This is a genomic window from Pseudomonas sp. DF5 (assembly GCF_058148225.1).
The window spans coordinates 116,881-139,999 of the sequence record NZ_JBYVYM010000009.1; the positions used below are offsets into that span (position 1 = coordinate 116,881).

General features: G+C 59.3%; 24 protein-coding genes. 9 read left to right on the forward strand and 15 right to left on the reverse strand.

The annotated features are described in order from the left end of the window. Window positions 1-7: 7 nt before the first annotated feature. Window positions 8-376: a hypothetical protein gene (locus tag AC30D7_RS10885; RefSeq protein ID WP_259158138.1), complete on the reverse strand. Its 369-nt coding sequence runs from the start codon at window positions 374-376 to the stop codon at window positions 8-10. A 260-nt stretch (window positions 377-636) separates the two neighbouring features. Between AC30D7_RS10885 and AC30D7_RS10890 the strand changes: the two genes are divergently transcribed. Both AC30D7_RS10890 and AC30D7_RS10895 read left to right on the forward strand, forming a co-directional pair. Continuing rightward, complete coding sequence (locus tag AC30D7_RS10890; protein ID WP_490134047.1) at window positions 637-1,251, forward strand: hypothetical protein; 615 nt, start codon at window positions 637-639, stop codon at window positions 1,249-1,251. A 286-nt stretch (window positions 1,252-1,537) separates the two neighbouring features. Further along, window positions 1,538-2,587, forward strand: coding sequence for an alpha/beta hydrolase family protein (locus AC30D7_RS10895; protein ID WP_490134048.1), 1,050 nt, complete (start codon window positions 1,538-1,540; stop codon window positions 2,585-2,587). A gap of 136 nt (window positions 2,588-2,723) precedes the next feature. Here the strand turns inward: AC30D7_RS10895 and AC30D7_RS10900 are convergent, their stop codons facing one another. Next, the gene (locus AC30D7_RS10900) at window positions 2,724-2,885 is read right to left on the reverse strand and encodes a DUF2986 domain-containing protein (protein ID WP_007942091.1); all 162 of its coding nucleotides are present in this window, start codon (window positions 2,883-2,885) and stop codon (window positions 2,724-2,726) included. Window positions 2,886-3,113: 228 nt separating this feature from the next. Between AC30D7_RS10900 and AC30D7_RS10905 the strand changes: the two genes are divergently transcribed. Beyond that, on the forward strand, window positions 3,114-3,836 hold the full coding sequence (locus tag AC30D7_RS10905) for a tetratricopeptide repeat protein (protein WP_490134049.1): 723 nt from the start codon (window positions 3,114-3,116) through the stop codon (window positions 3,834-3,836). Window positions 3,837-3,935: 99 nt separating this feature from the next. Here AC30D7_RS10905 and AC30D7_RS10910 read toward each other — a convergent pair whose 3' ends face one another. The 6 genes from AC30D7_RS10910 to xylA all read right to left on the reverse strand — a co-directional run bounded on the left by AC30D7_RS10910 (window position 3,936) and on the right by xylA (window position 11,205). After that, entirely contained in the window at window positions 3,936-4,334 is a 399-nt protein-coding gene (locus tag AC30D7_RS10910) for a hypothetical protein (protein ID WP_490134050.1), read from the reverse strand. A gap of 182 nt (window positions 4,335-4,516) precedes the next feature. Then, window positions 4,517-5,812, reverse strand: coding sequence for a peptidase MATCAP family protein (locus AC30D7_RS10915; RefSeq protein ID WP_490134051.1), 1,296 nt, complete (start codon window positions 5,810-5,812; stop codon window positions 4,517-4,519). Between the two features lie 151 nt (window positions 5,813-5,963). After that, entirely contained in the window at window positions 5,964-7,100 is a 1,137-nt protein-coding gene (locus tag AC30D7_RS10920; RefSeq protein ID WP_490134052.1) for a sugar ABC transporter permease, read from the reverse strand. Then, window positions 7,101-8,657: a D-xylose ABC transporter ATP-binding protein gene (gene xylG, locus AC30D7_RS10925; RefSeq protein WP_490134053.1), complete on the reverse strand. Its 1,557-nt coding sequence runs from the start codon at window positions 8,655-8,657 to the stop codon at window positions 7,101-7,103. Window positions 8,658-8,737: 80 nt separating this feature from the next. After that, window positions 8,738-9,739: a D-xylose ABC transporter substrate-binding protein gene (gene xylF / locus AC30D7_RS10930; RefSeq protein ID WP_490134054.1), complete on the reverse strand. Its 1,002-nt coding sequence runs from the start codon at window positions 9,737-9,739 to the stop codon at window positions 8,738-8,740. 149 nt (window positions 9,740-9,888) lie between these two features. Continuing rightward, window positions 9,889-11,205 (reverse strand): xylose isomerase, encoded by a 1,317-nt coding sequence (gene xylA, locus AC30D7_RS10935; protein ID WP_490134055.1) that lies wholly within the window; start codon window positions 11,203-11,205, stop codon window positions 9,889-9,891. A gap of 174 nt (window positions 11,206-11,379) precedes the next feature. Between xylA and AC30D7_RS10940 the strand changes: the two genes are divergently transcribed. Beyond that, on the forward strand, window positions 11,380-12,555 hold the full coding sequence (locus AC30D7_RS10940; RefSeq protein ID WP_490134056.1) for a XylR family transcriptional regulator: 1,176 nt from the start codon (window positions 11,380-11,382) through the stop codon (window positions 12,553-12,555). Between the two features lie 40 nt (window positions 12,556-12,595). On the opposite strand, the gene AC30D7_RS10945 is transcribed toward AC30D7_RS10940, so the two are convergent. Beyond that, on the reverse strand, window positions 12,596-13,450 hold the full coding sequence (locus tag AC30D7_RS10945; protein WP_490134057.1) for a LysR substrate-binding domain-containing protein: 855 nt from the start codon (window positions 13,448-13,450) through the stop codon (window positions 12,596-12,598). A gap of 103 nt (window positions 13,451-13,553) precedes the next feature. Here AC30D7_RS10945 and AC30D7_RS10950 point away from each other — a divergent pair, with 103 nt between their 5' ends. Next, window positions 13,554-14,195: an FMN-dependent NADH-azoreductase gene (locus AC30D7_RS10950; RefSeq protein WP_490134058.1), complete on the forward strand. Its 642-nt coding sequence runs from the start codon at window positions 13,554-13,556 to the stop codon at window positions 14,193-14,195. A gap of 4 nt (window positions 14,196-14,199) precedes the next feature. On the opposite strand, the gene AC30D7_RS10955 is transcribed toward AC30D7_RS10950, so the two are convergent. The 4 genes from AC30D7_RS10955 to AC30D7_RS10970 are packed head-to-tail and all read right to left on the reverse strand — an operon-like array spanning window position 14,200 to window position 17,398. After that, on the reverse strand, window positions 14,200-15,390 hold the full coding sequence (locus AC30D7_RS10955) for an MFS transporter (RefSeq protein WP_490134059.1): 1,191 nt from the start codon (window positions 15,388-15,390) through the stop codon (window positions 14,200-14,202). 51 nt (window positions 15,391-15,441) lie between these two features. Next, window positions 15,442-16,140, reverse strand: a complete 699-nt coding sequence (locus tag AC30D7_RS10960; RefSeq protein ID WP_490134060.1) for a dienelactone hydrolase family protein — start codon at window positions 16,138-16,140, stop codon at window positions 15,442-15,444. Between the two features lie 47 nt (window positions 16,141-16,187). Continuing rightward, window positions 16,188-16,703, reverse strand: coding sequence for an HvfX family Cu-binding RiPP maturation protein (locus tag AC30D7_RS10965; protein WP_490134061.1), 516 nt, complete (start codon window positions 16,701-16,703; stop codon window positions 16,188-16,190). A 53-nt stretch (window positions 16,704-16,756) separates the two neighbouring features. After that, the gene (locus AC30D7_RS10970; RefSeq protein WP_490134062.1) at window positions 16,757-17,398 is read right to left on the reverse strand and encodes a ferric reductase-like transmembrane domain-containing protein; all 642 of its coding nucleotides are present in this window, start codon (window positions 17,396-17,398) and stop codon (window positions 16,757-16,759) included. A gap of 228 nt (window positions 17,399-17,626) precedes the next feature. On the opposite strand from AC30D7_RS10970, the gene glsB reads away from it, so the two are divergent. The 3 genes from glsB to AC30D7_RS10985 all read left to right on the forward strand — a co-directional run bounded on the left by glsB (window position 17,627) and on the right by AC30D7_RS10985 (window position 20,706). Further along, window positions 17,627-18,535, forward strand: a complete 909-nt coding sequence (glsB, locus tag AC30D7_RS10975) for a glutaminase B (RefSeq protein WP_018929762.1) — start codon at window positions 17,627-17,629, stop codon at window positions 18,533-18,535. Between the two features lie 74 nt (window positions 18,536-18,609). Further along, window positions 18,610-20,112 (forward strand): aldehyde dehydrogenase family protein, encoded by a 1,503-nt coding sequence (locus tag AC30D7_RS10980; RefSeq protein ID WP_490134063.1) that lies wholly within the window; start codon window positions 18,610-18,612, stop codon window positions 20,110-20,112. Window positions 20,113-20,355: 243 nt separating this feature from the next. Then, entirely contained in the window at window positions 20,356-20,706 is a 351-nt protein-coding gene (locus AC30D7_RS10985) for a BON domain-containing protein (protein ID WP_490134064.1), read from the forward strand. Window positions 20,707-20,824: 118 nt separating this feature from the next. On the opposite strand, the gene AC30D7_RS10990 is transcribed toward AC30D7_RS10985, so the two are convergent. Both AC30D7_RS10990 and cynS read right to left on the reverse strand, forming a co-directional pair. Continuing rightward, complete coding sequence (locus tag AC30D7_RS10990; RefSeq protein WP_019579449.1) at window positions 20,825-21,484, reverse strand: carbonic anhydrase; 660 nt, start codon at window positions 21,482-21,484, stop codon at window positions 20,825-20,827. A 163-nt stretch (window positions 21,485-21,647) separates the two neighbouring features. Beyond that, window positions 21,648-22,115 (reverse strand): cyanase, encoded by a 468-nt coding sequence (gene cynS / locus AC30D7_RS10995; protein ID WP_490134065.1) that lies wholly within the window; start codon window positions 22,113-22,115, stop codon window positions 21,648-21,650. 118 nt (window positions 22,116-22,233) lie between these two features. On the opposite strand from cynS, the gene cynR reads away from it, so the two are divergent. Then, window positions 22,234-23,118, forward strand: coding sequence for a transcriptional regulator CynR (gene cynR / locus AC30D7_RS11000; RefSeq protein WP_490134066.1), 885 nt, complete (start codon window positions 22,234-22,236; stop codon window positions 23,116-23,118). The last annotated feature ends 1 nt before the right edge of the window (window position 23,119 follow it).

Consider the following 23,119-nt stretch of genomic DNA (forward strand, 5'->3'; position numbering starts at 1 on the left):
GCCAATCCTAAAATCGTGATGGTGGCTCTTTTCCGGCCTTGATATGCGAAAAGACCTGATCTGGATCTGCTTGGCACCAATATCTGAACAGAAGGCGAGGTTCGGTATTTCCGAAATATTGATCCACGATGCTCTCGGGCGGCACGGTCAATTTAGGTTCTGGCCATTGCTGCGCTAAAACACCTATTGGTTTGTCAGACGAAAAAATAATCCAAGTAGCCTTGCCTCCATTGATACCAGGTAAGTAGCCCGCATCTTGTATCACTTCGATTAAGGCACGCAGCGTTGCTGATGGATCGAGTGTGATCGACGTCGCATGGCCTCCCAGATCGTCTCCTGCATGAACGCTATCTCGATCAATGGCAACTTCCAACATGACTACTCCTTTTTACCGCTGTGCTGTCACTGGATCGCCCAGCGTAGAGACATCAGCGGCTACCTGTCCACAGTCTGCTCTTGGCCGACTGCTGCCTCTTGCCAGACGCAGGGAATAGGGAACGAGCCTTAAAAAGAAACTTCTCCGTTCTCTACCCACTTACATTATTCAAGCTTCAGCCAGAGCCGCCGACAATGGCTGTTTACATTTTTAAATTCGACTAACGGCTCCCGCCTGTAATACTCAATGGACGACCCCCGATGCTCAAATGCTTACTACCACTTGCTGTTGTCTTGTCCCTGGCTGGCTGCTCAAGCAATTCACAAAATCAATACATCGATCAGGTCCAGTCCAGCAATACACCAATCGCTCATTCATTCCAGGAAGCCATTCACCAGGCACCGGTCACTCCTCTGCCGATCAATCGTGGCCTGTTTCCGGTGCGATGGGAGATCAGCCCAGCAGAGCCACGCGTTGTCATGGGGACGCAGCAAGGCAACTATCGACTGTTCAACTTCCGTTTGCTCAAGGGCCAGACCTACATGATCAACGTCAGCTCAATGTGCAACAACATGTGCATGGGGTTTGCGAAAAGTGCTCTGAAACCCAAAGCAGTGGTGCTCGATGCACAAGGTAATATCGTGGCCGATAATTTGGTCGGCCCCAATGCTCTGGCAATTGAATGGTCCGGCGTCGCGCCCGCCGATGGCACTTACTTTTTGCTGATCGCTGCGGATAACCGAGCCCCGGGGGAGCAGGTTTCAATCATCAATACACCGATAGCAGGCTACCCAGGTGTGAATATGCCGATAGGTATGACAAGTGCGCCTTTCGGCAAAGTCATCGCTTATGTCGAATTTCCAAACGAGCCATAAGAGGGGGCATGGGCCAATTTTTTCAGGGGTATACCAAAGGGTTGGCCTTGAATCGCTATTGGTTTCTGGCATCAGTCAAGACACGCGGAAAAGGGGATGTTCAGCCTTCTCCCTAAAAAACCGCGAACAGAGTTAACGGTGAAATTTATGCCCATGGGTTCGATTGTGGGCTTTAATGTCCGTGCCCACTATGCAGCCACGTTAGCTTCGAGTCCGTACGAAGGTGGATGCGCCTGACGGCGGATTCAGGTGGCTGTGCATTTGTCCAACCAAGGAAGAAACGACATTGAAAATAGCTTTTGGCGCCCTGTTGTTGACCTGTCTGACTACTCTCGCACTCGCTGACGAGAACCCTGTCGGCTTCCGATCTTCCACACTGGCGGACTCGCAGAATGACCGTGCGCTGGAGATGGTCGTCTGGTACCCCAGTGCAACTACCGCCGCCACGCAAATGATTGGCGATGATGCGGTGTTCGTCGGGGCTTCTGCCGTTCGTGACGCGCCGCCCGCTGCCGGCAAGCATCCCTTGTTGGTGCTCTCCCACGGGTACAGAGGTAACTGGAGCAACCAAATCTGGCTTGCCAGTGCTCTGGCCCATAGGGGTTACATCGTCGCCGCAATCAATCACCCGGGCACCACCACTCATGACCGTAGCCCTCAAGCGGCGGCGCAGTTATGGCAGCGGCCCGTTGATGTGCGTCGAGCCATTGATAGCGTCACGACTCAACCTGAAAAATTCGGCTCGGTCGCCAATGACCGAATTGCAGTAGTGGGCCATTCAATCGGCGGCATGACCGCCCTGGAGATCGCCGGTGCTCGTTTCGATCCAGACCGCTTCGCCCATGACTGCAAAGCCCACCCGCAGTTAGCGAGTTGCACCGTCTACGGAAAGATAAACCCTGCAAGCACCTCAAAATCAAAGGCCGCGTTGGCCGCCGATTTGCGCGATAAGCGCGTCACTGCTGTGGTTACATTGGACATTGGCCTTTCACGGGGCATGACCGATGAAAGCCTGGCGGCGCTGCCGGTACCAACGCTGGTGATCGCTGCCGGCGTACCGTCGCACGACCTTCCTGCTGAACTGGAGTCTGCCAACCTGGCCAAACGCTTGCCTGCGGCGTCAAGTCGTTACGTCGAAATCAGCGACGCAAGCCATTTCAGCTTCTTGTCGATATGCAAACCTGGCGCGCAGGAAATGCTCGAAGACGATGTACCAGGCGATGGCATCATTTGTCTGGATGGCGACAGCGGTCGCCCACGTGGGGTGATTCAACAGCAGATCACATCGCTGATAGCAGAGTTTCTTAAGGCATCCTACAAAGAAGCAAGTTTGTAAACTCGTGGTATGGGAACCGCTGCAGCTCAACAAAAAAACCGCTGTAGCAGTTTTGGCGCCCGCGCAATCTGTCAGATCGGTTGGGCAGGGATGAGCGCTCTGGGTTGGAAGCTATCAGTCGCGAGGGTTACGTAAATCAGCTCTCAGCGGAAATGATTGAGTCCTGACTGGCTTCAGCTGCCAGCTTCAATCGGTCAGCTTTACTAATGTATTTAGTCTTGCTTTTCGGTGCCAATTTGGCACTGGCCTTTTTGGCGTTAGCCTTTAACAGCTGATTTATTTTTTTACGGCGATTCATATTTTTTGCTCGGTTTGTCAGTGCTTGAATGATACCAGCTTAAAATTTCAGGTAAAAATTGATACCGGTGCGGCGGCCTGCGAATTCCACTCCGTCCGCAATGGCCGTTGCGGCGGGAACTTCAGGGTACTGGTCAGGTCAATGGGGGCCCTGTGTCGCAGATGCCGAGCAGTGCTGGTGGCCTGTTTTACGACAGTGCCGTCCGAGATCAGCTGAGTCCGCCCCCTGATGCCAACCAAGATTTCTCTGCCGAGCCTCCTCCTGGCGTTCTGCGTCGTCACGTCGCTTTGTTCGGTTGCTGCCGAGCGAAGGGCGCCCTCGCAAAGCAACAGCGCATCAACCACCCTGATCGAAACCGCATCGCGGCAGTATGGAGATGGCCAGTTGGACCAAGCCGCTGCCACGCTGGAGCGTGCTCTGCATATCCAGCCGAACAATCCCGCGACGCTGCATTATCTCGGTGTGTTGCGTCTTCAGCAGGGGCAGTACCAACAGGCTGAAACGTTGGCGGTGCGCTCGAACATGAGGGTTGGTAGCAACGTAGCGTTACGCAATCGCAACTTCCAATTGATCCAGGCGGCGCAGCAGGCCAACGCTTCGAGCACCTCACCCAACGCCAAAGAGGACCAGGTTGCAGTACAGAAGGGGCTCGAGGAGGAGGCTCAAAGGCTCCGCGAAGCAGAAATGGCCGCTGCTGAACAAGCCGCTCCGGATACTGGGCGCGATGCTGGCAATTTCGCTCGCGCAATGCCCGAAGGAGAATTGCAATCGGCTTCCGCCGAGCCAGCGCCCACGTACGATGAAGTTGAGATTCCCCGCGGCCATTGGCCGCCTCCGGGTAAATGCCGAATCTGGTTTCCTGATCGCCCGCCCGGGCATCAGCCCCCACCTGGCAAATGCAAGAAGCTACGGCATCGGGTTCCGTTGGGTGCCTATCTGGTACACGGTTGAGCGACGGTCCAGCTTCGACCGTCGCGTCGCATTGAATGGTCAGCAACCTGATGGGTGAGCACTGCTATCAGGCCTGCGGATTAATCTCGTGGCGTCGCATTAGCGACGATAGTAGCGGTGATCGTCCTCGTAGCGGTGCCGCATGGGCCGATCATCGTGGCGCTCCCAATACCGATGGCGTTCAGCTTCTCGACGGGCTTGCTCTCTGCGCCACTGTTCTCTGCGCCAGTCGTCTCGGCGCCAATCGTCTCTACGATCGTGCCAACGGCCGTCATGCCAGTATCGGTCGTCATGGGCCAGCAAGGGGCCTGGCTGTTTGCCAGCCCTACTGGCCAAGGTTGGCCAAGGGTTGTCGGCGGCCTCGACCGGAGCCTGAACGGCCGCCACTTCAGTTGCGAAAACAGGGGTTGAGGTCTTCATTTGTGTTGCTGATGCAGAGCCCACTGCCGCGAGCGCGAACAGGCCGAAGAGCACCATCCGTGGGTCATGGAATTTCATGAGCGAAGACAACCTCTGATTGAAAAGTGGACATGTGGCCATCTGGCTGCGGGAAGCCTGCGAGTCGCGCTTACCGGGCGGATGTGCCTATCCACATAGACCGATAAATAGAGAAAAGTTCTAGGATGGCGCTGCTTAAATAGCCGACGATCTTATTGTTCGGTTTGTTTGAGGTTTGCTAGCTAGGTGTACGCCTCTGGTCCCATCGCGCTGGCATCGGTTTCGTGTTCGTCTGCAAATGCCATGAGCACCTCCAGATCAAGCACATCCAACTTTATCCGGGAGATAAAAGCGGAGAAGGCCAGGTTGGCGGCAAGTAGACGCAGATCGGAAGCCCAGGCCGGTACATGGATCGGTCCCTGGAGCCAGCCGGACTCGAAAAGTGGAGCCAGGCGTACGGTATCACCCAGACTGAGGCGCCCCGCAAACAAATGGCCCACCAATTCCGGTCGGTTGTCGCGGATCGCGATGCGCAGCAGAGTATGAACGCCGAGCAAACCGGTCAGGTAGGCGGCATCCTTGGTAAACGCCGAACCGCCATGCAGGTTGGCGCCGCGGAAAACCCGCTGGGTTGAGCGGAATGACTCCTCCTGCGACTGACCAGCAGCCAGAAACCCTTCGAATACCTGGATGAAATCGGCGCCATCCAGCGCTTGCTGGACCGCAAGCACGCGCAAGGCAAGGCGACGCAAGCGGTTGATGTCCATGCTGCCGGTGAACAGTTCTGCCAGGGTGGCAATACCCTCCTGAGTCTGAGTCGTGCGTGGTGCTCCCAGGCCCAGGCTTTTGAGGTTGGGCTGGAGCGCGCCGTTTTGTGCTGTGGCGACATGCACGAAGGCTTCGTGCTGCAATAACTGATTCTTGTCCAACTCCGAGAAGAGGGCGCTGGCGCGCAGGCGTATGCGGCTCGCCCCGGCGATCGCCTTGGCGGCCAGGGTCGGGTCGAGCAAGACCTTGATCCGGCCCGCGCCGAAGAAGCGGTCCAGTTCCGGCTGCATCCAGGCGGCGAAGGCCTCGGCCGGGATCTCGGCCTGACTCGATGGAATGCGGGCACCGCCCAGAAGGGCGTCGGTGGTCTTGAGAAAGAAATGGGCTGCATCCAGCATGCTCAGTTTCTGGCTCGGATAATAGAAGTCCGGACGCCGGTAAAGCGCTGACGAATATTGAGTAAAGGCGGGAGTGCCAATGGCACCCAGCATGCGTCCAGCCGTGGCATAACTACGCGCGGTCATGGCGAGGTAGTTCCCGGCCGGATGCCCCTCATCGCAACGGCCAATAAAGGCTTCCAGGGCGGCGATGTCGGTGCTGTGCTCGCGTGGGCGCAATTCGACTCTGGGCAGTTCTGCTTTCCCGCCGCGCCACTGCGCCAGGAAGACTTCCTCGACGCCATCCGGCCAAGACAGGGCATCCAGCACGCGGATCTTGCGCGCCAGACCGGGCAGAGCTGCGTCAAGTTCAGACAGTGGGGCGGCGCTCATGGAGATCCCCTTGATAGGCAAGGTTCATTCGAAAAAGCTTAGTCGTTACCGACGGATTGCGTTGTAAGTTGCAACGGGTGCGTTACGACCGTCACGACGACTGACATCTCGCCAGAAGCAGACGGTCGTGGATAACTTCATCCGCAGCGGATCAGCGTCGTCCGGTCCGGGTGCTCACATCTACCCACACGGCCAACACCAGAATGCTGCCCTTGACGATCATCTGCCAATAACTGTCGACGTCGAGCATGGACATGCCGTTGTCCAGGCTGGTGATGACCAGCGCGCCGAGGAGGGCGCCGTAGACAGTACCGGAGCCGCCGCGCATGGAGGTGCCGCCGATGAAGCAGGCGGCGATGGCGTCGAGTTCGCCCATGCTACCGGCCGAGGGCGAACCGGCGGCCAGGCGCGCGGTGTTGACCACGCCGGCGAGGGCGCACATCACGCCCATGATCCCGAAAATCCAGAGCTTCACGGCCTGCACATTGATACCGGACAGGCGCGTCGCTTCCATGTTGCTGCCCACGGAATAGACGCGTCGGCCGAAAACGGTCTGACTGGCCACGTAGCTGAACCCGCCCAGCAGGATCAGCAGAAGCAGGACCGGCACGGGGATGCCGTCATAACTGTTGAGGGTCTGGACGAAGCCGGCCAGCACCGCGCCGATCAACAGCACGCGTACTCCGTCACGCACCAGTGAATGTGCCGCCAGGCCGTGAAGGGCGCGATTGCGCCGTTGTTTCCAGGTCAGGAACAACGTCAGTGCGAACAGCAGAACGCCCAGGCCCGTGCCGATCGTGTGTGGCAAATAACCCTGGCCAATGTAGACGAGCTCCGGCGACACCGGGGCGATGGTCGTGCCGCCGGTAATCCCCAGCAAAATGCCCCGGAAAGCCAGCATGCCCCCCAGCCCCACGATGAAAGACGGAATGCGCAGGTAGGCAGCCATGTAGCCGTTGGCGAGGCCGATCAGCAGTCCGCACAGGACGACAAGGCTCAGGTTCGCCAGCAGCGGTATGTGGTAAATAACGTCGAGAATGGCCGCGACGCCACCGAGCAGGCCCAGCAATGAGCCGACCGACAAATCGATCTCGCCGCTGATGATGACCAGCACCATGCCGCAGGCGAGAATCCCGGTAATGGACATCTGGCGCAGCAGATTGGAGAGGTTGCGCGGTGTCAGGAATCCGCCCTCGGTCTGCCAGCTGAAGAACAGCCAGATAAACGCCACGGCAAACACCAGCGCGAGCATCTTGTAGCGTGTGAAGAGTTGTTTGACCTGATTCATTTACGCGGATTTCCGATCTTTATTGTTATGGCTGTCAGGCTGGCTGAGTGCGGCGGCGAGCAGCTGTTCCTGAGTGAGTTCATGGTTGATGAAGTCGCCCTGCAACCGGCCTTCGCCGATCACCAGTACGCGGTCGGAAACGCCGAGCACTTCGGCCAGCTCCGAAGACACCATGATGATCGACACGCCTTCGGCCGCCAGCGCCCCCATCAATTTGTAGATCTCGTACTTGGCGCCGACATCCACCCCCCGGGTGGGCTCATCGAGAATCAGCACCCGGGGTTTGGTCAGCAGCATCTTCGCCAATACGGCTTTTTGTTGATTGCCGCCGGACAGACTGGTGATCGGCAGGAACGGGCTCGCGGTCTTGAGGTGCAGGCGCGAAATTTCTCGATCGATGCTGCCCAGTTCGGCTTCGGCATCGATGCGGGTCAGTCTCGAGTAACTGTCCAGCACGGCCAGGGTGATGTTCTGGCCGACTCCCAAGTCTGGAATGATGCCCTGGCGCTTGCGGTCCTCGGGCACCAGGCACAGGCCGGCACGGATTGACTTGAGCGGCGTGCGGGTGTCGATGAGTTGGCCGTTCAGCCAGACTTCACCTTCGTGGCGACCGGGGTAGGCGCCGAACAGCGCGGTCACCAGCTCGGTGCGGCCTGCACCGACCAGCCCGGCGATGCCGAGGATTTCCCCGCGTTTGAGGCTGAACGAAATATCGTCGACCCGTTTGCGCCTGGGGTTGTCGACGTCGTAGCAGGTGATGTGGCGGGCTTCGAAAATCACCTCGCCAATGTCGTGTGGCTCGGTGGGGTAGAGGTTGCTCATTTCCCGTCCGACCATCTGGGTGATGATCTGTGGAATGTCCATGTCCGCCATGGCGGTCGTGGCGATGTGTTTGCCGTCCCGGATCACCGAAATGGTGTCGCACACGGCGGCCACTTCATCGAGCTTGTGGGAGATGTAGACACAGGCAACACCCTTGGCCTTGAGGTCGCGGATGATGTCCAGCAACACCTCGATTTCCGAACGGGTCAGGGCCGATGAAGGCTCGTCGAGGATCAGCAGGCGCGCCTGCTTGTTCAGTGCCTTGGCGATTTCCACCAGTTGCTGATAGCCGCCGCCGTACTGCGAGACTGGCAGCGATACGTTCATGTCCGGCACTTTCAGTTCACGCATCAGGGCTTCGGCGCGGTGGATCATCGCCGGGTAATTCATCCGTCCGCCAGGCAGCGTCAGTTCATGGCCCATGAAAATGTTCTCGGCCACCGACAGGTCGGGAACCAGCGTCAGTTCCTGGTGAATGATGACGATACCGGCGGCTTCCGTTTCACTGATCGATTGCGCCTTGAGCGGTTGACCGTCCCAGAGGATCTCACCGTCCCAGGTGCCATGGGGGTACACCGCGGAAAGGATCTTCATCAGCGTGGACTTGCCGGCGCCATTCTCGCCGCACAACCCAACGCACTCACCCGGCTTGACCTTGATATCGATGCCGTTGAGCGCTTTGACACCGCCGAAGGTTTTGACGATACCGTTCATTTGCAGCAGATAGTCGGACATGGCAGAGACTCATAAGCGGCAGGTACGAAGCTGGTCCCGCAGGAGCGAGCTCCTGCAGGGGGGGCATTACGGGGTGATGATCACTTTCCGGCTATCTGCGCCTTGGTGTAGAACCCGTCCTGTTCCAGCAGGTCGATGTTGTCCTTGGTCAACGGAGTCGGAGTGAGCAGGATGGTGTCGACTTTTTTGCTGCCGTTGTCGTACTGCGAGCTGTAGGCGGGTTTCTCGTTACGCGCCAGTTGCACCGAGAGCTTGGCGGCTTCGGAGGCGATGAGTTTAAGCGGTTTGTACACGGTCATGGTTTGAGTGCCGGCGATCACTCGCTTGACCGCTGCGAGGTCCGCGTCCTGCCCCGAAATCGGCACCTTGCCGGCCAGTTGCTGAGCGGCCAGGGCCTGGATAGCGCCGCCTGCCGTGGCGTCGTTGGAGGCGACGATGCCGTCGATTTTGTTGTCGTTGCGGGTCAAGGCGTTTTCAACAATGCTCAGCGCTTCGGTAGGGTTCCATTCCTTCACCCATTGTTGGCCGACGATCTTGATATCACCCTTGTCGATGGCCGGTTGCAGCACTTTCATCTGACCTTCGCGCAGGACTTTTGCGTTGTTGTCGGTGGGCGCACCGCCGAGCAGAAAGTAATTGCCCTTGGGCGCTGCGTGCAGCACGCCGCTGGCCTGCATCTCGCCGACCTTTTCGTTATCGAAGGAAATGTAGGCGTCGATATCCGCGTTGAGTATCAGACGGTCATAGGACACGACCTTGATTCCGGCTTTCTTCGCTTCGGCCACTGCATTGGTCAGGACCGTGGCGTTGAACGGCACGATGACGATGACATCGACGCCACGGGAAATGAGGTTTTCGATTTGCGAAATCTGCTTTTGCTCGTTGGCATCGGCCGACTGTACGAAGACCTTGGCGTCCATTTTCTCCGCCGCCGCAACGAAGTAATCGCGGTCACGTGACCAGCGTTCCAACCGCAGATCATCAATGGAGAAACCGATTTTCGGATGGGCAGCATCGGCCAATACCGGCAGCGAAAGCAACGCCAGGGCGCCAGCAAACAGCGTGCGTTTTACGTTCTTCATGGTGGTGCGTCCTTTTATTTTTGTTTGAAAGACACTGCCTGACGATGAGTATCGGGCTGGTGGAACTGTAGAGAATCTGCAGACGCAGCGGACACAGATTTGTCGTGCGAATGTCACAGCGTCGTTGCGCCCGCAGACCCCGTTGGCGATCAGCGATAGATAAACCGGTTGACGAGGTTTTCGAGCATCTCCTGCCTGCCGCTGACGGCCTGCGGATTCAGCTCGTTGGCGAATGCGTGTTCGGCCAATGACTGGAGGTTAAACTCACCCGCCAGCACCGCCTGCCCGAACGGCTGCTGCCAGCCCGCGTAGCGTTGATCCTTGAACAGCTGAAGCTGGTCGTTCTGCACCATGGCGGCTGCCCGCTCCAGGGACAGGGCTAAGACGTCCATTGCGCCGACGTGACCATGGAACAGATCGATCTCATCGAGGCTCTGGCGGCGAACCTTGGAGTCGAAGTTGAACCCGCCATTCTTGAACCCGCCGGCCTTGAGAACTTCATAGGTGACCAGGGTCATTTCTTCGACGCTGTTGGGGAATTGATCGGTGTCCCAGCCGTTTTGCGGATCTCCGCGGTTGGCGTCGATGCTGCCGAAAATCCCCAGCGAGACGGCCGTCGCAACCTCGTGATGAAAGCTATGACCGGCCAGGGTCGCGTGGTTGGCCTCGATGTTGACCTTGATTTCCTTTTCCAGGCCGAACTGCTGGAGAAAGCCAAACACGGTGGCGCTGTCGTAATCGTATTGGTGCTTGGTCGGCTCCTGCGGCTTGGGCTCGATCAGCAGGTCGCCCTTGAAACCGATCTTGTACTTGTGCTCGACCACCATGCGCATGAAGCGGCCCAGTTGTTCGCGTTCACGTTTCAAGTCGGTGTTGAGCAGGGTTTCGTAGCCTTCGCGACCGCCCCACAACACGTAGTTGGACCCTTTAAGGCGTTGGGTCGCGTTCATGGCGCTGAATACCTGGGCGGCGGCGCAGGCGAACACTTCGGGGTCCGGGTTGCTGGCGGCGCCTGCGGCAAAGCGCGGGTTGCTGAAGCAGTTGGCAGTTCCCCACAGCAGCTTGATCCCGCTTTCTTCCTGGTGTCGCTCCAGGTGATCAATCATTTGCGCGAAGTGGTTGCGGTACTCCTTCAGCGAATGGCCTTCCGGGGCGACATCCGTGTCGTGGAAGCAGTAATAGTCGATACCCAATTTGGAGAAGAACTCGAACGCGGCCGCCGCCTTGCCTATGGCCAGCTCCATCGGGTCGCCGGCGTGTTGCCACGGGCGCTTGAAAGTACCTGCACCGAACACATCGGAACCCGGCCAGACGAAGGTGTGCCAATAACAGGCGGCCATGCGCAGGTGTTCGCGCATGGGTTTGCCGAGGATGATTTTGTCGGCGTCGTAGTGACGGAAGGCGAGGGGAGAATCGCTGGCGGGGCCTTCGTAGCGAATCCGGTCGACATCGGGGAAGTACGGCATTGGCAATGTCCTTGTTGTTCTTGGCGGTGTCCCGATACTAGCAACGGCCCCGTGCCTGCTGATTATGAAAATCACCAACAGCGGGTGCGATTTTGCGTATTGAGATTCGCCGTCTGCACGCCTAGTCTGTGCAAACCGCCTCTATGACAAGGGCCCGGAACAAGCCTGAAAACAATGAAAACCCTACCGCCTGTTCACCGCATCGCACTGTTGTTCAACGGGAGCAAGATCTATGACCGCGGCATCATCAGCGGCATCGGCAACTACCTGAGCAGCACCCGCGCGTCCTGGGACCTGTTCCTGGAAGAGGACTTTCTCTGTCGGTTGAAAGGGATCGAGCGCTGGCAAGGTGACGGAATCATTGCCGACTTCGACGATCCGCTGATTGGCGAGGCGCTGGCCAGCATCAAGTTGCCCGTGGTGGCGGTGGGTGGTTCTTATCAGGATGAGCGGGCCTATCCGAAAGGGATCCCGTACGTCGCTACCGACAATAACGCACTGATCACACTGGCTTACACGCACTTGATCGAGGCAGGGCTGCAGCGTTTTGCCTGCTTCAGCCTGCCTGAAGCGCAGGCAAATCGTTGGGCTCAGGAGCGGGAAAAATCCTTTCGACAACTGATGCAACGTGACGGCTTGCACGCCGAGGTCTATCGCGGCATGGGTACCAGCGCACCGCTCTGGGACAGCGCCGTCGAACAACTGATCGCCTGGCTCCAAAGCCTGCCCAAGCCCATTGGCATCATCGCCGTCAGTGACGCCCGCGCCCGGCAGTTGCTGCAAGCCTGCCTGACCGCCGGAATCGCCGTACCGGAGCAGGTGGCGTTGATCGGCATCGACAACGACCCCCTGACACGCTGCCTGACCCGGGTCCCCCTGAGCTCGGTCATCCAGGGCACCGAAACCATGGGCCGCACCGCCGCGCAACTGCTACACCAGATGCTGCACGGCAAGCCGTCCACGGGCACGCACATCCTGATCCCGCCTGATGCGATCAACGTGCAGGTGTCGAGTTTGCACCAACCTTTGGGCAACCCCTACGTCATGCAAGCGCTGCTGTTTATCCGCCAATATGCCTGCCAGGGCATCAAGACGGCGCAAGTGGCGGCTTATGTCGGCGTGTCGCGCTCATCGCTGGAGTCGCACTTTCGCACTGAGCGAGGCTGCAGCGTGCACGACGAGATTCTGCGTTTCAAACTGGCGGCGGCCACCAGCGGGCTGGAAAATACCGATACAGCGATTGCGGATGTTGCCCGTAATTGCGGTTTCAAATCCGCTCAATATCTACACACGGTGTTCCGTCGCGAGTTTGGATGTACGCCCCGTGAATACCAGCAAGGCGCCAGATAGTGATGTGGGGTGCAATTGTTCAGAGCCCTCAAAATGATTCTTAAGTCCTGCGCATGGAGCAATACTCCACAATGAGTTGAGTGACGGCTGCCACAATTACCTGATCCGCTTCAGGTGCGCTGAACAACCGAAACTGCGCATCCGGCAAATCCGGCAATCCTTGTTCTGCGCCAAGAGCCGCCAGTCCTTGCCCCAACTGGCTGACCGGCATGGGCGCTACCGCGAAGCCAGCCAGCGCCGCTGCTCGCAATCCCGCCGTGCTGCTGCACAACATTGCGGTTCGTTGGGTGATCCCCGCCCGAGCCAGTTGTGTCAGGGCCACCTCGCGATAAGGGCACGGCTCGGGGAACAGGGCCAGCGGCAACGGCGTCGGTAACTCGGTGACGGGCTGCGCCGACCAGGCCCACACCAGCGGTTCTTGCCACAGCAGCAGCCCCGCGTCGCTGGTTTCGCACAGCGAACCGATGACCAACTCCAGATGTCCTTGTTTCATCAAGGCCAGCAATGTGCCCGGAATGCCCACTTGCACATCGATCTCCATCCCCGGGTACTGCGCCGCGAAATCCTGAAAAGTCCGCATTAATCGCGACTCGACAAAGTCTTCGGATACCCCGATCCGCAGCCGTCCGTGAAACGGCGTTCGTGTCAGTTCTGCCCAGGCATCACGGTTCAGCGCAAGGATGGTGCGCGCATAAGCCACCAGGCGTTCGCCATCGGGCGTCAGTTGTTGGGAACGGGTGGTACGCCTCAACAGGGGTTTACCAATCTGTTCTTCCAGTCGCCGCACGTGCCCACTGACCGCGGATTGGGTCAGGTGCAGTTTCTCGGCTGCACGGCTGAAGCCTTCTTCATCGACGACCGTGACAAATGTCTTGAGTAGCAGAGCATCGAACATAGTTTGATATGTGATTAATTGGCTATTTATTTACGATTTATATTCCAAATGAAACTATGTTGCAATGTTTGCCGCCCCCATCTCCCATTACCCGAGGCGTGCCATGACTACTCTTCTGCATATCGAATGTTCCCCACGCAAGCAGCGCTCGGCCTCCCTGGAGGTCGCTCGCAGCTTCATTGCGCGCTATCAGGAAAACACCCCGGACAGCGAAATCATCACCCTCGACCTTTGGAACATGGCGTTGCCGGAGTTCAATGATCTGGCCATGGACGCCAAATACGCCGGACTCAATGGCACGCCCTTGACCCCGGCACAACAAGACGCCTGGAACACCTTGAAAGATCTGGCCGCGCACCTGCACAGCGCGGATGTTCTGGTGATGTCCGTGCCACTGTGGAATTTCAGCATCCCGTACAAACTCAAGCACTTCATCGATCTGGTGTCGCAGAAAGACATCCTGTTCAGCTTCGACCCGGAGCGCGGTCTGGAAGGCATGCTGCACAACAAAACCGCTGTGGTGATGTATGCCCGCGGCCTGGATTTTTCGGCGCAGTCGATCACCCCGGCAGAGCGCTTCGACTTCCAGAAGCCCTACGTGGAAGCCTGGCTGAAATTTATCGGCGTGACGGATGTGCACTCGGTGATTGTGGAGAAAACCATCCTGGGGGAAGACGTTGACCTCAGCGCGCGTGAAGCCGCGACTCAGCAGGCCAGGGGATTGGCGGATCGGCTTGGTCGCTGAGGCTTCAGGTGTTCTTGCGCAGCACAAGCAACAGCAACGCTGCAGCCGCCAGCACCGCCCCGGCGATGAAAGTGCTGGCGGAACCCGAGGTTTCCCATAGCGCGCCAGCCAGCACGCTGGCGATCAGCAGGCACACGCCGCTGATCAGATTGAACAGGCCGAACGCTGTGCCCCTGAGATGTTCGGGTGCGGTGTCGGCGATCAGCGTCGCGAGAATGCCCTGGCTGAACCCCATATGCAGACCCCACAAGGCCACGCCCGCCAGCATGGTCGTGATGGAATCCGCTTGCGCCAGCAGCAGGTCCGCGAGGATCAGCAAACCCATGCCGACACACAACAATTTGGTGCGGCTGATCCGGTCGGACAACCAGCCGGCCGGGTAGGCGGACACCGCATACAGCAGCGACATGACCACCATCACCATCGGCACCCAAGTGGCCGTCAGGCCTGTCTGCTGCGCTTTCAAGACCAGAAAGGCCTCGCTGAAACGGGCCAGCGTGAAGAGCCCTCCGACGATCACCACCCACCAGTAACCCCGGGAAAACTCCCGCAGTACCTTCCAGTGGATAGGCGAGCGAAAGGTGTGTTTCCCGGCGACATCGGTAGGTTCTTTGACGCCACCGACAATCAGCGCCACCGATATCACCGCCGGGATCACCGCAAACCACAACACCAGATGGATCTGCCCGAGCCAGAGCATCAGCACGATCGCCAGAACCGGACCCAGAATCGCCCCCACGGTGTCCATCGACTGGCGCAAGCCAAAGCAGGCACCACGGATTTCGGCAGGGGCGACATCGGCGACCAGCGCATCGCGTGGCGCGCCACGAATGCCTTTGCCGATGCGATCCAGAAAACGCGCGGTGAATACCACATCAACCGAGTGCGCGAGGGGAAACAGCGGCTTCGACAACGCCGCCAGACCGTAGCCCATCAACAGCAGGCCTTTACGCCGGCCGATAAAGTCGCTGATGGCGCCGGAGAATATCTTGACCAGCATCGCGGTCGCCTCGGCGATGCCCTCGATCACCCCGACGGTCAAGGCGCTGGCGCCCAGGGTGGTAACCAGAAACACCGGCAGCAGGCTGTGTACCAGCTCGGAAGACAGGTCCATGAACAGGCTGACAAAACCCAGGGCCCAGACCGTGGAGGGAATACGCAGTGAGGCCGGTCTGGGTTTTGACAGGTTGTCCATGCTGGTTTCCGGGGTTGAATCTTACCGATTGTTCATGTCGACGATCAGCCCTTAAAGATTCTGACTCAAGAAGAGCAACGTATTGCCATGCGCCTCGACCGCTGCCCGCTGGTTGTAACTGTCGCGGTGCGAGCAGTTGAAGCCGTGTTCGGCCCCCGGATACACCTCGATATCGACGTCGTCGTTGAACTCGAAACGCTCGGCGATTTGCTTCACGGCGTCGATGGGGATGTGGCTGTCCTGTTCGCCGAAGTGCATCAGCAGCGGCACTTTGATTTCACCGGCCCGATCCAGTTGGTTCTGAATGCCGCCGCCGTAGTAGGCGATCGCCACGTCGACGAAACCGTTGGCCGCGGTGTTGTACGACAGCATGCCGCCGAAGCAGAAACCGATGGAGGCGATCCTGCCGTCCAGCCCGGTATGTGTCTTCAGAGTGTCGATGGCCAGTTTGATGTCGGCCTGGGCCTTGGTGATGTCGGTGGCGTTCATTAATTCGACAGCGCGTTTCCAGCCGGCTTCGTCGTAGCCCAGTTCGATACGGTGGCCGTGGCGCCAGAACAGATCCGGCGCTATGACCAGATAGCCGTCGGCGGCGTATTGCTCGGCAACCGAGCGAATGTGTTCGTTGACCCCGAAGATTTCCTGAATCAGCACGATCCCCGGCCCTTTACGGGTGTGGGGGATGGCCAGGTAAGCGCCGAAGGTGCCTTCAGGGCTGCTGATTTCGATCCATTGGCTGGTTACGCTCATGATGGCTCCTTTACACAAGTTGGATGAGGTATCGAGGCGCTGGCGTCTCAGCGGTGACTGCGCCGCAAGAAGAGTCGAGCCAACAACGCGTCCATGCTGAGTTTGCCGGCCCCCGAGAACAACAACGGCATGAGGGCTACGAGGTAGATCAACGGCAGCTTGAAGTTGCCGTGGCCTTTATTGCTGATGGCATAACCCTGGGCAAGTTCACTCAATGTAGACCAATCGGCCGGCCAGTGAACGGCAGCGGTCGCAACGACCGTGACCACCACCAGAATAATCGCCGAGAGCCGTGTCCCAAGGCCTGCCAGCAAGGTGAGGGCGCAGATCAGTTCGGCCCACATCGCCAGTTCCCAGTTCAGCGTTGCGGGAACGTGGTTGAAGGGAAACGGGAAGCGGTCCTGGATGTCGGCGAACCAGTTCTGGCCGTTCCATTTTTCCAGGCCTGACTCGAAAAACTCCCAGGCCAGAAACAGCCGCAGGGTGAGGGGGGCGATCCAGTTGCCGACACGGTCGAGGTTCAGGTGCAGGCCTTGGATGGCCGACGAAAGTGAAGTGTTCATGGGTTTGATCTCCGTGAGTTTGATCGTTGGCAGGCAATAACTCGTAGCAGCTGCTACGGGGTGTTGCTGGTCAGGGGATAGGCGCGGGGCAGGCTACGTTTGTACTTCTTCGCAATCTTGCCCAGCAGCCGAATGGCGACCGCTGAAAACATCAGGTCGAACGGCAGGACGTACCAGGCACTGAGAGGGATGCGTTTGAAGTTGGAATAGGTGAACACCGCCGCGATCACCCACATACCGCTGGTGTGCAGGGCTTTCCAGGCTTTGGGGCCGATCAGGCGTGCCGTGGTTTTGAATGAGGTCAATGCCATCAACAGAATGAACAGGTAACCGACCGAACCCGGAATATTGCCGACGGTGGTGCGACCGGGCCAGAACTCGGGGTTCAACTGGCCGTAGCTATAAATCAGGATGGCGTGGACCAGGTGGGAAAACGCGAAGGCCAGGCCGATGAAGCGTCGTTCGCGCACCAGCGATCGGCTGAAAGGCGAGGGCACCAGCACCGCCAGGGCCGATGCGGTAAACGCCGCGAGAAACAACACAAACGAAGTGCGTGCGGTGGCGCGAATGGCGCTGCGGGTGGCTTCCACCAGGTCTGGGTTGAGCAGCAGAATCAGGCCGGTCATCAACAGCACCAGCATGGCCAGCAGGCCAAACAGCGACCAGCCATGGTAACGGGGGACTTGGGTCATCATGACAACACTCCTGAGCAAGGGCCGACCCGATTTGCCGGTGGTCAGCGGACGACAGAAGTGTTGCAATCAGCTGTATTGGCGATATGTCTGAAAGGCCCCCCGGTGCAAGTTGGTGTATCCCGGGCGGTGAAAGATACATTCCCATACAAAACTGTGATTCAGCGCCGCCCAGCGGCGTCTAGCGACAGTGTCCCCGCAATCCCATGGGGCGAGACTTCGGAACCCGGCATGCAAGCGCTGTTGAACGAGATCCTTGACGCAGTCCGACCGTTGATCGGTCAGGGCAAAGTGGCTGACTACATTCCCGCCCTCGGCGAGGTACCGGGCAATCAATTGGGCATTGCCGTGTATGGCAATGACGGCGAGTTGTTTTGCGCGGGGGACGCCGACACGCCGTTCTCGGTGCAGAGTATTTCCAAGGTGTTCAGCCTGGTGCAGGCCATCGAACACTCCGGCGAAGCGATTTGGGAACGCCTGGGCCACGAGCCATCCGGCCAGCCGTTCAACTCGCTGGTGCAGCTGGAATTCGAGCGCGGGCGCCCGCGCAATCCCTTCATCAATGCCGGTGCGCTGGTGATCTGCGACATCAATCAATCGCGCTTTGCCGCGCCGGCATTGTCGATGCGCGATTTTGTCCGGCGCTTGTCCGGCAACCCGAACATCATGGTGGACGGCAAGGTCGCCGAATCCGAATACCAGCACCGCGCGCGTAACGCGGCGATGGCGTATCTGATGCAGTCGTTCGGCAACTTCCATAACGATGTCGAGGCGGTGCTGCGCAGCTACTTCAGCCATTGCGCGCTGCGCATGAGTTGCGTGGACCTGGCCCGGGCGTTCTGCTTCCTGGCCAACGACGGTTTCTGCAAACACAGCGGCGCACAGATCCTCAGCGCCCGCCAGACCCAGCAAGTCAACTCGATCATGGCCACCAGCGGGCTGTACGACGAAGCGGGCAACTTTGCCTATCGCGTCGGTCTGCCGGGCAAGAGCGGCGTGGGCGGAGGGATCGTCGCGGTGGTGCCGGGGCAGTTCACTGTGTGCGTCTGGTCCCCGGAGTTGAACGCTGCCGGTAACTCGCTCGCTGGCATGGCGGCGCTGGAATTATTGAGTCAGCGAATTGGCTGGTCGGTGTTCTAGAGCGGTACGGGCATGACGCTGCGGGAAATTTGCTATACATTTTCCGACCGCCCCCTGCATGGTGAAACCGCTTCATGTCTCTTGCGCTCGAACGTCTAGTCGCTGGCACGCCGATCCCTTTTGCCGGTAATCGTGTCACTGTCGTCAGCCCCGAACTGGCGGCGCGCTTTCAGCCCGGCGACCATCTGCTGGTGGAGCAGGTCAGCGGCGAGTTGTTGCTGATCCCTGTGGTGGATCAGCAAGCGGCGACGGTCGCCATCGAGCGCGCCGAGGCGGCGTTTGCCGCTATGTCCAGCGTTTCGGATCAAGCCATCAGCGAGTTCTTCGATCGCTTCGCGCAACGCCTGGAAACCCCGGAATGCTGGGCCTTGATTGCGGCCGCCAACCTGGCCGACATCGAGCGAGCCAAGGCGCGCGGGCGCTCCACCACGCGATTGCTGGCTGATGAGCGCATGCGCCGCGACATGATCGCAGGCCTACGGGCCTGGCGCGATGCTCCAGCTACCCGCGGCCAAGTCGTAAGTTGCGTCGAGCACGACGGCTGGAAAGTCGAACAGGTGGTTTCGCCGCTGGGTATCGTCGCTTTTGTGTTCGAAGGCCGGCCGAATGTCTTCGCCGACGCCGCCGGTGTATTGCGCACTGGCAACACCGCGGTGCTGCGTATTGGTAGCGACGCGTTGGGCACCGCTCAGGCCATCGTTACCCATGCACTGAATCCGGCACTGGCCGATGCCGGGTTGCCGAGCGGTGCGGTGTCGCTGGTCGAAAGCGTCAATCACGCGGCTGGCTGGGCAATGTTCGCCGACCGGCGCCTGTCGCTGGCCGTGGCCCGTGGTTCGGGGCGTGCGGTCAGCCAGTTGGGCAGCATCGCGCAACAGGCCGGCACCGCCGTCAGCCTGCACGGCACCGGTGGCGCCTGGCTGATCGCGGACAAAGACGCCGATGCCCAGCGCTTCGCCGCCGTGGTGCGCAATTCACTGGACCGCAAAGTCTGCAACACCCTGAACGTTTGCCTGATCCACCGCGACCGAGCTGCCGAACTGGTGCCGCTGTTTCTCGATGCACTGCAACAGGCCGGCACCGCTCGGGGCCAGGGCTGCAAACTGCACATCGTCGAGGGCAGCGAGCAGCATTTGCCGAGCGATTGGCGCACCGCGAGCGTCGAGGTGTACCGCGCTGAAGGCTATCAGACCGAAGCACAGGCCGAACCGCTTCCCGAGGAGCAATTGGGCCGCGAATGGGAGTGGGAAGAAACCCCGGAAGTCAGCCTGAAGATTGTCGATGACCTGGATCAGGCCATTGCCTTGTTCAACCGCTACAGCCCGCAATTCACCGTGTCGCTGATCAGTGAAGATGCCCAGGCGCAGGCGCGTTTCTACAACGCGGTCAACGCGCCTTTTGTCGGCAACGGGATCACCCGTTGGGTCGATGGGCAGTACGCGCTGAACAAGCCGGAACTGGGGCTTTCGAACTGGGAGAGCGGTCGTCTTTTTGCGCGCAGCGCGATTCTCTCGGGTGATGGCGTGTTCACGATCCGCAGCCGCATGACCCAGACGAGCCTGTCAGTCAAACGCTGAGACGCGCAAACCTGTGGGAGCGTGGCTTGCCCGCGAAAGCGGTGTGTCAGGCGACATCAATGTTGACTGACACTCCCTCTTCGCGGGCAAGCCACGCTCCCACAGGAATTTCGTCGCTCTTATTAACTTACCGGCATCAGGGACAGCCCTCTGACCGCGGGCACGGACACACTATACTTATTGTGTGTCCGTGCCTGCGCGGGGACGGACAGCGCATCTGATTACGTGTGAGAGGATTGCGCCATGAAACTTCATGACATCCAACATTACTCCCATGGTCTGGAAACGGTCGTTCACGACACGTGGATTACCACCCGGGTGAAGTCGGCCCTGGCCTTGGCCGATACCACTCTTGGCCTGAATGTCCATGTCAAAACCCATGCGGGCACGGTGGCATTGAGCGGTCGCGTCAATACCCATAGACAGTGTGAGCACGCTGTTGCTCTGGCCCGTTCGGTTCCTGGTGTCGTCAACATCGATGCCAGCGAATTGCTCACTCATGTGTTCACCCCAGGCAGTTTTCCAGAAGCGCCCAACGCTGAAGACACACCTGAACGTCGGCCACAATCGTCAGCCAAGACGGACGACAAATAACCAGGGCGACCGTGTGAGTGACACATTCCCGGCCGGGAAACGAGGACGGGCGCAGTAGCGCGCCTGTCCACTTTGTAACGCTGCGCCAAGCCTGGTGCAGCTTGTGCGGTCGACACCTTCAGGCGGCTTCGACCGTTTTGCCGTGCACGGCGCAAGTGCCGGGGTGTTCGGCCAGCGACACGAAGCTGTGACTGCCGGCATCCAGGGCGTCGACCGAGCCGGTTTCGATGTCATAGACCCAGCCATGCAGGTTCAACAGGCCTTTTTCCAGGGCCAGGCGCACGCTCGGGTGGGTCTGGATATTCGCCAGTTGGGCGATGACGTTTTCCCGCACCATCGAACTGACCTTGGCCGCGTCGCTGGCATGAGGGCGGGATTCGTTGATCACCTTGGCCGACTCGGCGTGCTGCAACCAGCCGCTGACAGCGGGCAGGTGATCCATGCATTTGCACTGGGCAATAGCGGTCATGGCGCCACAGTCCGAATGCCCGCAGATCACGATGTCCGTCACGCCCAATACCGCGACCGCATATTCCACCGTGGCCGACACGCCGCCCGGATGCGGGCTGTAAGAGGGCACGATATTGCCGGCGTTGCGCACCACGAACAGTTCGCCGGGTTCTTGCTGGGTCAGCAGCTCCGGTACCACGCGGCTGTCGGAACAGGTGATGAACAAGGTGCCGGGATGTTGGGTGGTGGCCAGGTGTTTGAACAGGTCGGTACGTTGCGGAAACGCTTCTTTCTGAAACTTCAATAAACCTTCGATGAGCGCTTTCATGGCGGACTTCCTTGCATTGAATGAGGGGGGAGTGCCGGTGAATCAAGACACAGAACCTGTAGGAGCGAGGCTTGCCCGCGAAGAACGATGACGCGTAATGCTTGAAAAACCGCGGTGCATTCTTCGCGGGCAAGCCTCGCTCCTACAGGTTGACTGGGTTGTTTCAGAACGGACGCAGCGGCAGGAACTTGCCGTCCAGGGTAATCACGGCGCGGGAGCCGCCTTCCGGGTCTTCGACCTTTTTCAGGTCCAGCTTGAAGTTGATCGCGCTGATGATGCCGTCGCCGAACTGCTCGTGAACCAGGGCTTTGAGCGTGGTGCCGTAGATCTGGATCATTTCGTAGAAACGGTAGATGGTCGGGTCGGTTGGAACCCCCGACAGGCTGCCGCGCAGCGGGATGATTTGCAGGCGGGCCACGGAGTCGGCGTCCAGTTCGAGTTTCTCGCCGATCACTTTGGCGGCGGCTTCCGGCAGCGGATGTTGGCCGAGCAGGGCGGCGGTGACGTAGGCCAGGCCCAGGCCGGTGCCGTCGGTCAGATCCTGCCAGGACAGATGCTTGCGCGCCTTGGCATCGAGGATCGAAGTGGTCAGGGCCAGACTTGGGTCCTGGTAAGTGTGGGACTGTTGCATGGTGTGACTCCTATCGGTTGTGGCTGGAAAGTGGAGCCATCTTCGGTTGGTTAATCCATAGCGTCCAAGACCGATATACAATGCTTTGCATAAGTCCTTCCTATAGATGATGAGCCCCATGCTGCTCCGACATTTGCGCTACCTGCTGGCGGTCGCCGACCACGGCGGCTTCACCCGTGCCGCCGAGGCGTTGCACGTCTCCCAACCAACGCTGTCCCAGCAGATCCGGCAACTGGAGGAAACCCTGGGTGTCAGCCTGTTCGACCGCACCTCGCGCACGGTCAAACCGACCGACGCGGGGCAGGCCTATATCGAATGCGCCCGGCGGGTGCTGGTGGAACTGGAGGCGGGCAAACGTGCGCTGCATGACGTGAAGGACTTGTCTCGCGGCACCTTGCGGCTGGCCATGACGCCAACCTTCATGGCGTATCTGGTGGGGCCGCTGGTGCGCGATTACGTGGCAAAGTTTCCGAACATCCATCTGCAGATTTTCGAGTTGTCGATGGATGACATCGAGGCCGGGCTGCTCGATGACTCGCTGGACATTGCCATTGCCTTCACCCCGGTGAGGAGCCCGGATATCGAGTGCCTGCCGGCGTTTGTCGAGACTCTGGGCGTGATGGTCGGGCACCGTCATCCGTTGTACGAACAGCAGATCCCGCTATCACCCAAGGAGATGGCGCAATTGGAATTCGCATTGCTGACGCCGGACTTCATCACCCGATCCTCAGTCGACGAGTATTTTCGGCAACAAAGCATCACGCCCAAGGTGGCGATCGAGGTGAATTCGGTGAGTACGTTGCTGGAGGTCATTCGCCACACGCCGATGGCTACCATCCTCCCGGAGCCCATCGCCACGGCGGAACGGGCATTGCGCCGAATTGAATTACAGGGCGAGGCACCCCGGCGCGACGCGGCATTGCTGCGCAGGAAGAACAACTACCACAGTGCTGCGTCAGTGGCGTTCGCGAACCTGGTGATGGCAAGCAGCGCCAGCGTGTAGA

Excerpts from the sequence above, each read along its gene's own strand:
- xylA (WP_490134055.1), bottom strand. The coding sequence starts at position 11,205 with ATGCCGTACTTCCCCGATGTCGACCGGATTCGCTACGAAGGCCCCGCC.
- AC30D7_RS10920 (WP_490134052.1), bottom strand. The coding sequence starts at position 7,100 with ATGAATCAGGTCAAACAACTCTTCACACGCTACAAGATGCTCGCGCTG.
- AC30D7_RS10890 (WP_490134047.1), top strand. The coding sequence starts at position 637 with ATGCTCAAATGCTTACTACCACTTGCTGTTGTCTTGTCCCTGGCTGGC.
- AC30D7_RS10980 (WP_490134063.1), top strand. The coding sequence starts at position 18,610 with ATGTCTCTTGCGCTCGAACGTCTAGTCGCTGGCACGCCGATCCCTTTT.
- AC30D7_RS10910 (WP_490134050.1), bottom strand. The coding sequence starts at position 4,334 with ATGAAATTCCATGACCCACGGATGGTGCTCTTCGGCCTGTTCGCGCTC.
- AC30D7_RS10900 (WP_007942091.1), bottom strand. The coding sequence starts at position 2,885 with ATGAATCGCCGTAAAAAAATAAATCAGCTGTTAAAGGCTAACGCCAAA.
- cynR (WP_490134066.1), top strand. The coding sequence starts at position 22,234 with ATGCTGCTCCGACATTTGCGCTACCTGCTGGCGGTCGCCGACCACGGC.
- xylF (WP_490134054.1), bottom strand. The coding sequence starts at position 9,739 with ATGAAGAACGTAAAACGCACGCTGTTTGCTGGCGCCCTGGCGTTGCTT.
- AC30D7_RS10940 (WP_490134056.1), top strand. The coding sequence starts at position 11,380 with ATGAAAACCCTACCGCCTGTTCACCGCATCGCACTGTTGTTCAACGGG.
- AC30D7_RS10965 (WP_490134061.1), bottom strand. The coding sequence starts at position 16,703 with ATGAACACTTCACTTTCGTCGGCCATCCAAGGCCTGCACCTGAACCTC.
- xylG (WP_490134053.1), bottom strand. The coding sequence starts at position 8,657 with ATGTCCGACTATCTGCTGCAAATGAACGGTATCGTCAAAACCTTCGGC.
- cynS (WP_490134065.1), bottom strand. The coding sequence starts at position 22,115 with ATGCAACAGTCCCACACTTACCAGGACCCAAGTCTGGCCCTGACCACT.
- AC30D7_RS10950 (WP_490134058.1), top strand. The coding sequence starts at position 13,554 with ATGACTACTCTTCTGCATATCGAATGTTCCCCACGCAAGCAGCGCTCG.
- AC30D7_RS10885 (WP_259158138.1), bottom strand. The coding sequence starts at position 376 with ATGTTGGAAGTTGCCATTGATCGAGATAGCGTTCATGCAGGAGACGAT.
- AC30D7_RS10990 (WP_019579449.1), bottom strand. The coding sequence starts at position 21,484 with ATGAAAGCGCTCATCGAAGGTTTATTGAAGTTTCAGAAAGAAGCGTTT.
- AC30D7_RS10955 (WP_490134059.1), bottom strand. The coding sequence starts at position 15,390 with ATGGACAACCTGTCAAAACCCAGACCGGCCTCACTGCGTATTCCCTCC.
- AC30D7_RS10915 (WP_490134051.1), bottom strand. The coding sequence starts at position 5,812 with ATGAGCGCCGCCCCACTGTCTGAACTTGACGCAGCTCTGCCCGGTCTG.
- glsB (WP_018929762.1), top strand. The coding sequence starts at position 17,627 with ATGCAAGCGCTGTTGAACGAGATCCTTGACGCAGTCCGACCGTTGATC.
- AC30D7_RS10985 (WP_490134064.1), top strand. The coding sequence starts at position 20,356 with ATGAAACTTCATGACATCCAACATTACTCCCATGGTCTGGAAACGGTC.
- AC30D7_RS10945 (WP_490134057.1), bottom strand. The coding sequence starts at position 13,450 with ATGTTCGATGCTCTGCTACTCAAGACATTTGTCACGGTCGTCGATGAA.
- AC30D7_RS10970 (WP_490134062.1), bottom strand. The coding sequence starts at position 17,398 with ATGATGACCCAAGTCCCCCGTTACCATGGCTGGTCGCTGTTTGGCCTG.
- AC30D7_RS10960 (WP_490134060.1), bottom strand. The coding sequence starts at position 16,140 with ATGAGCGTAACCAGCCAATGGATCGAAATCAGCAGCCCTGAAGGCACC.
- AC30D7_RS10905 (WP_490134049.1), top strand. The coding sequence starts at position 3,114 with ATGCCAACCAAGATTTCTCTGCCGAGCCTCCTCCTGGCGTTCTGCGTC.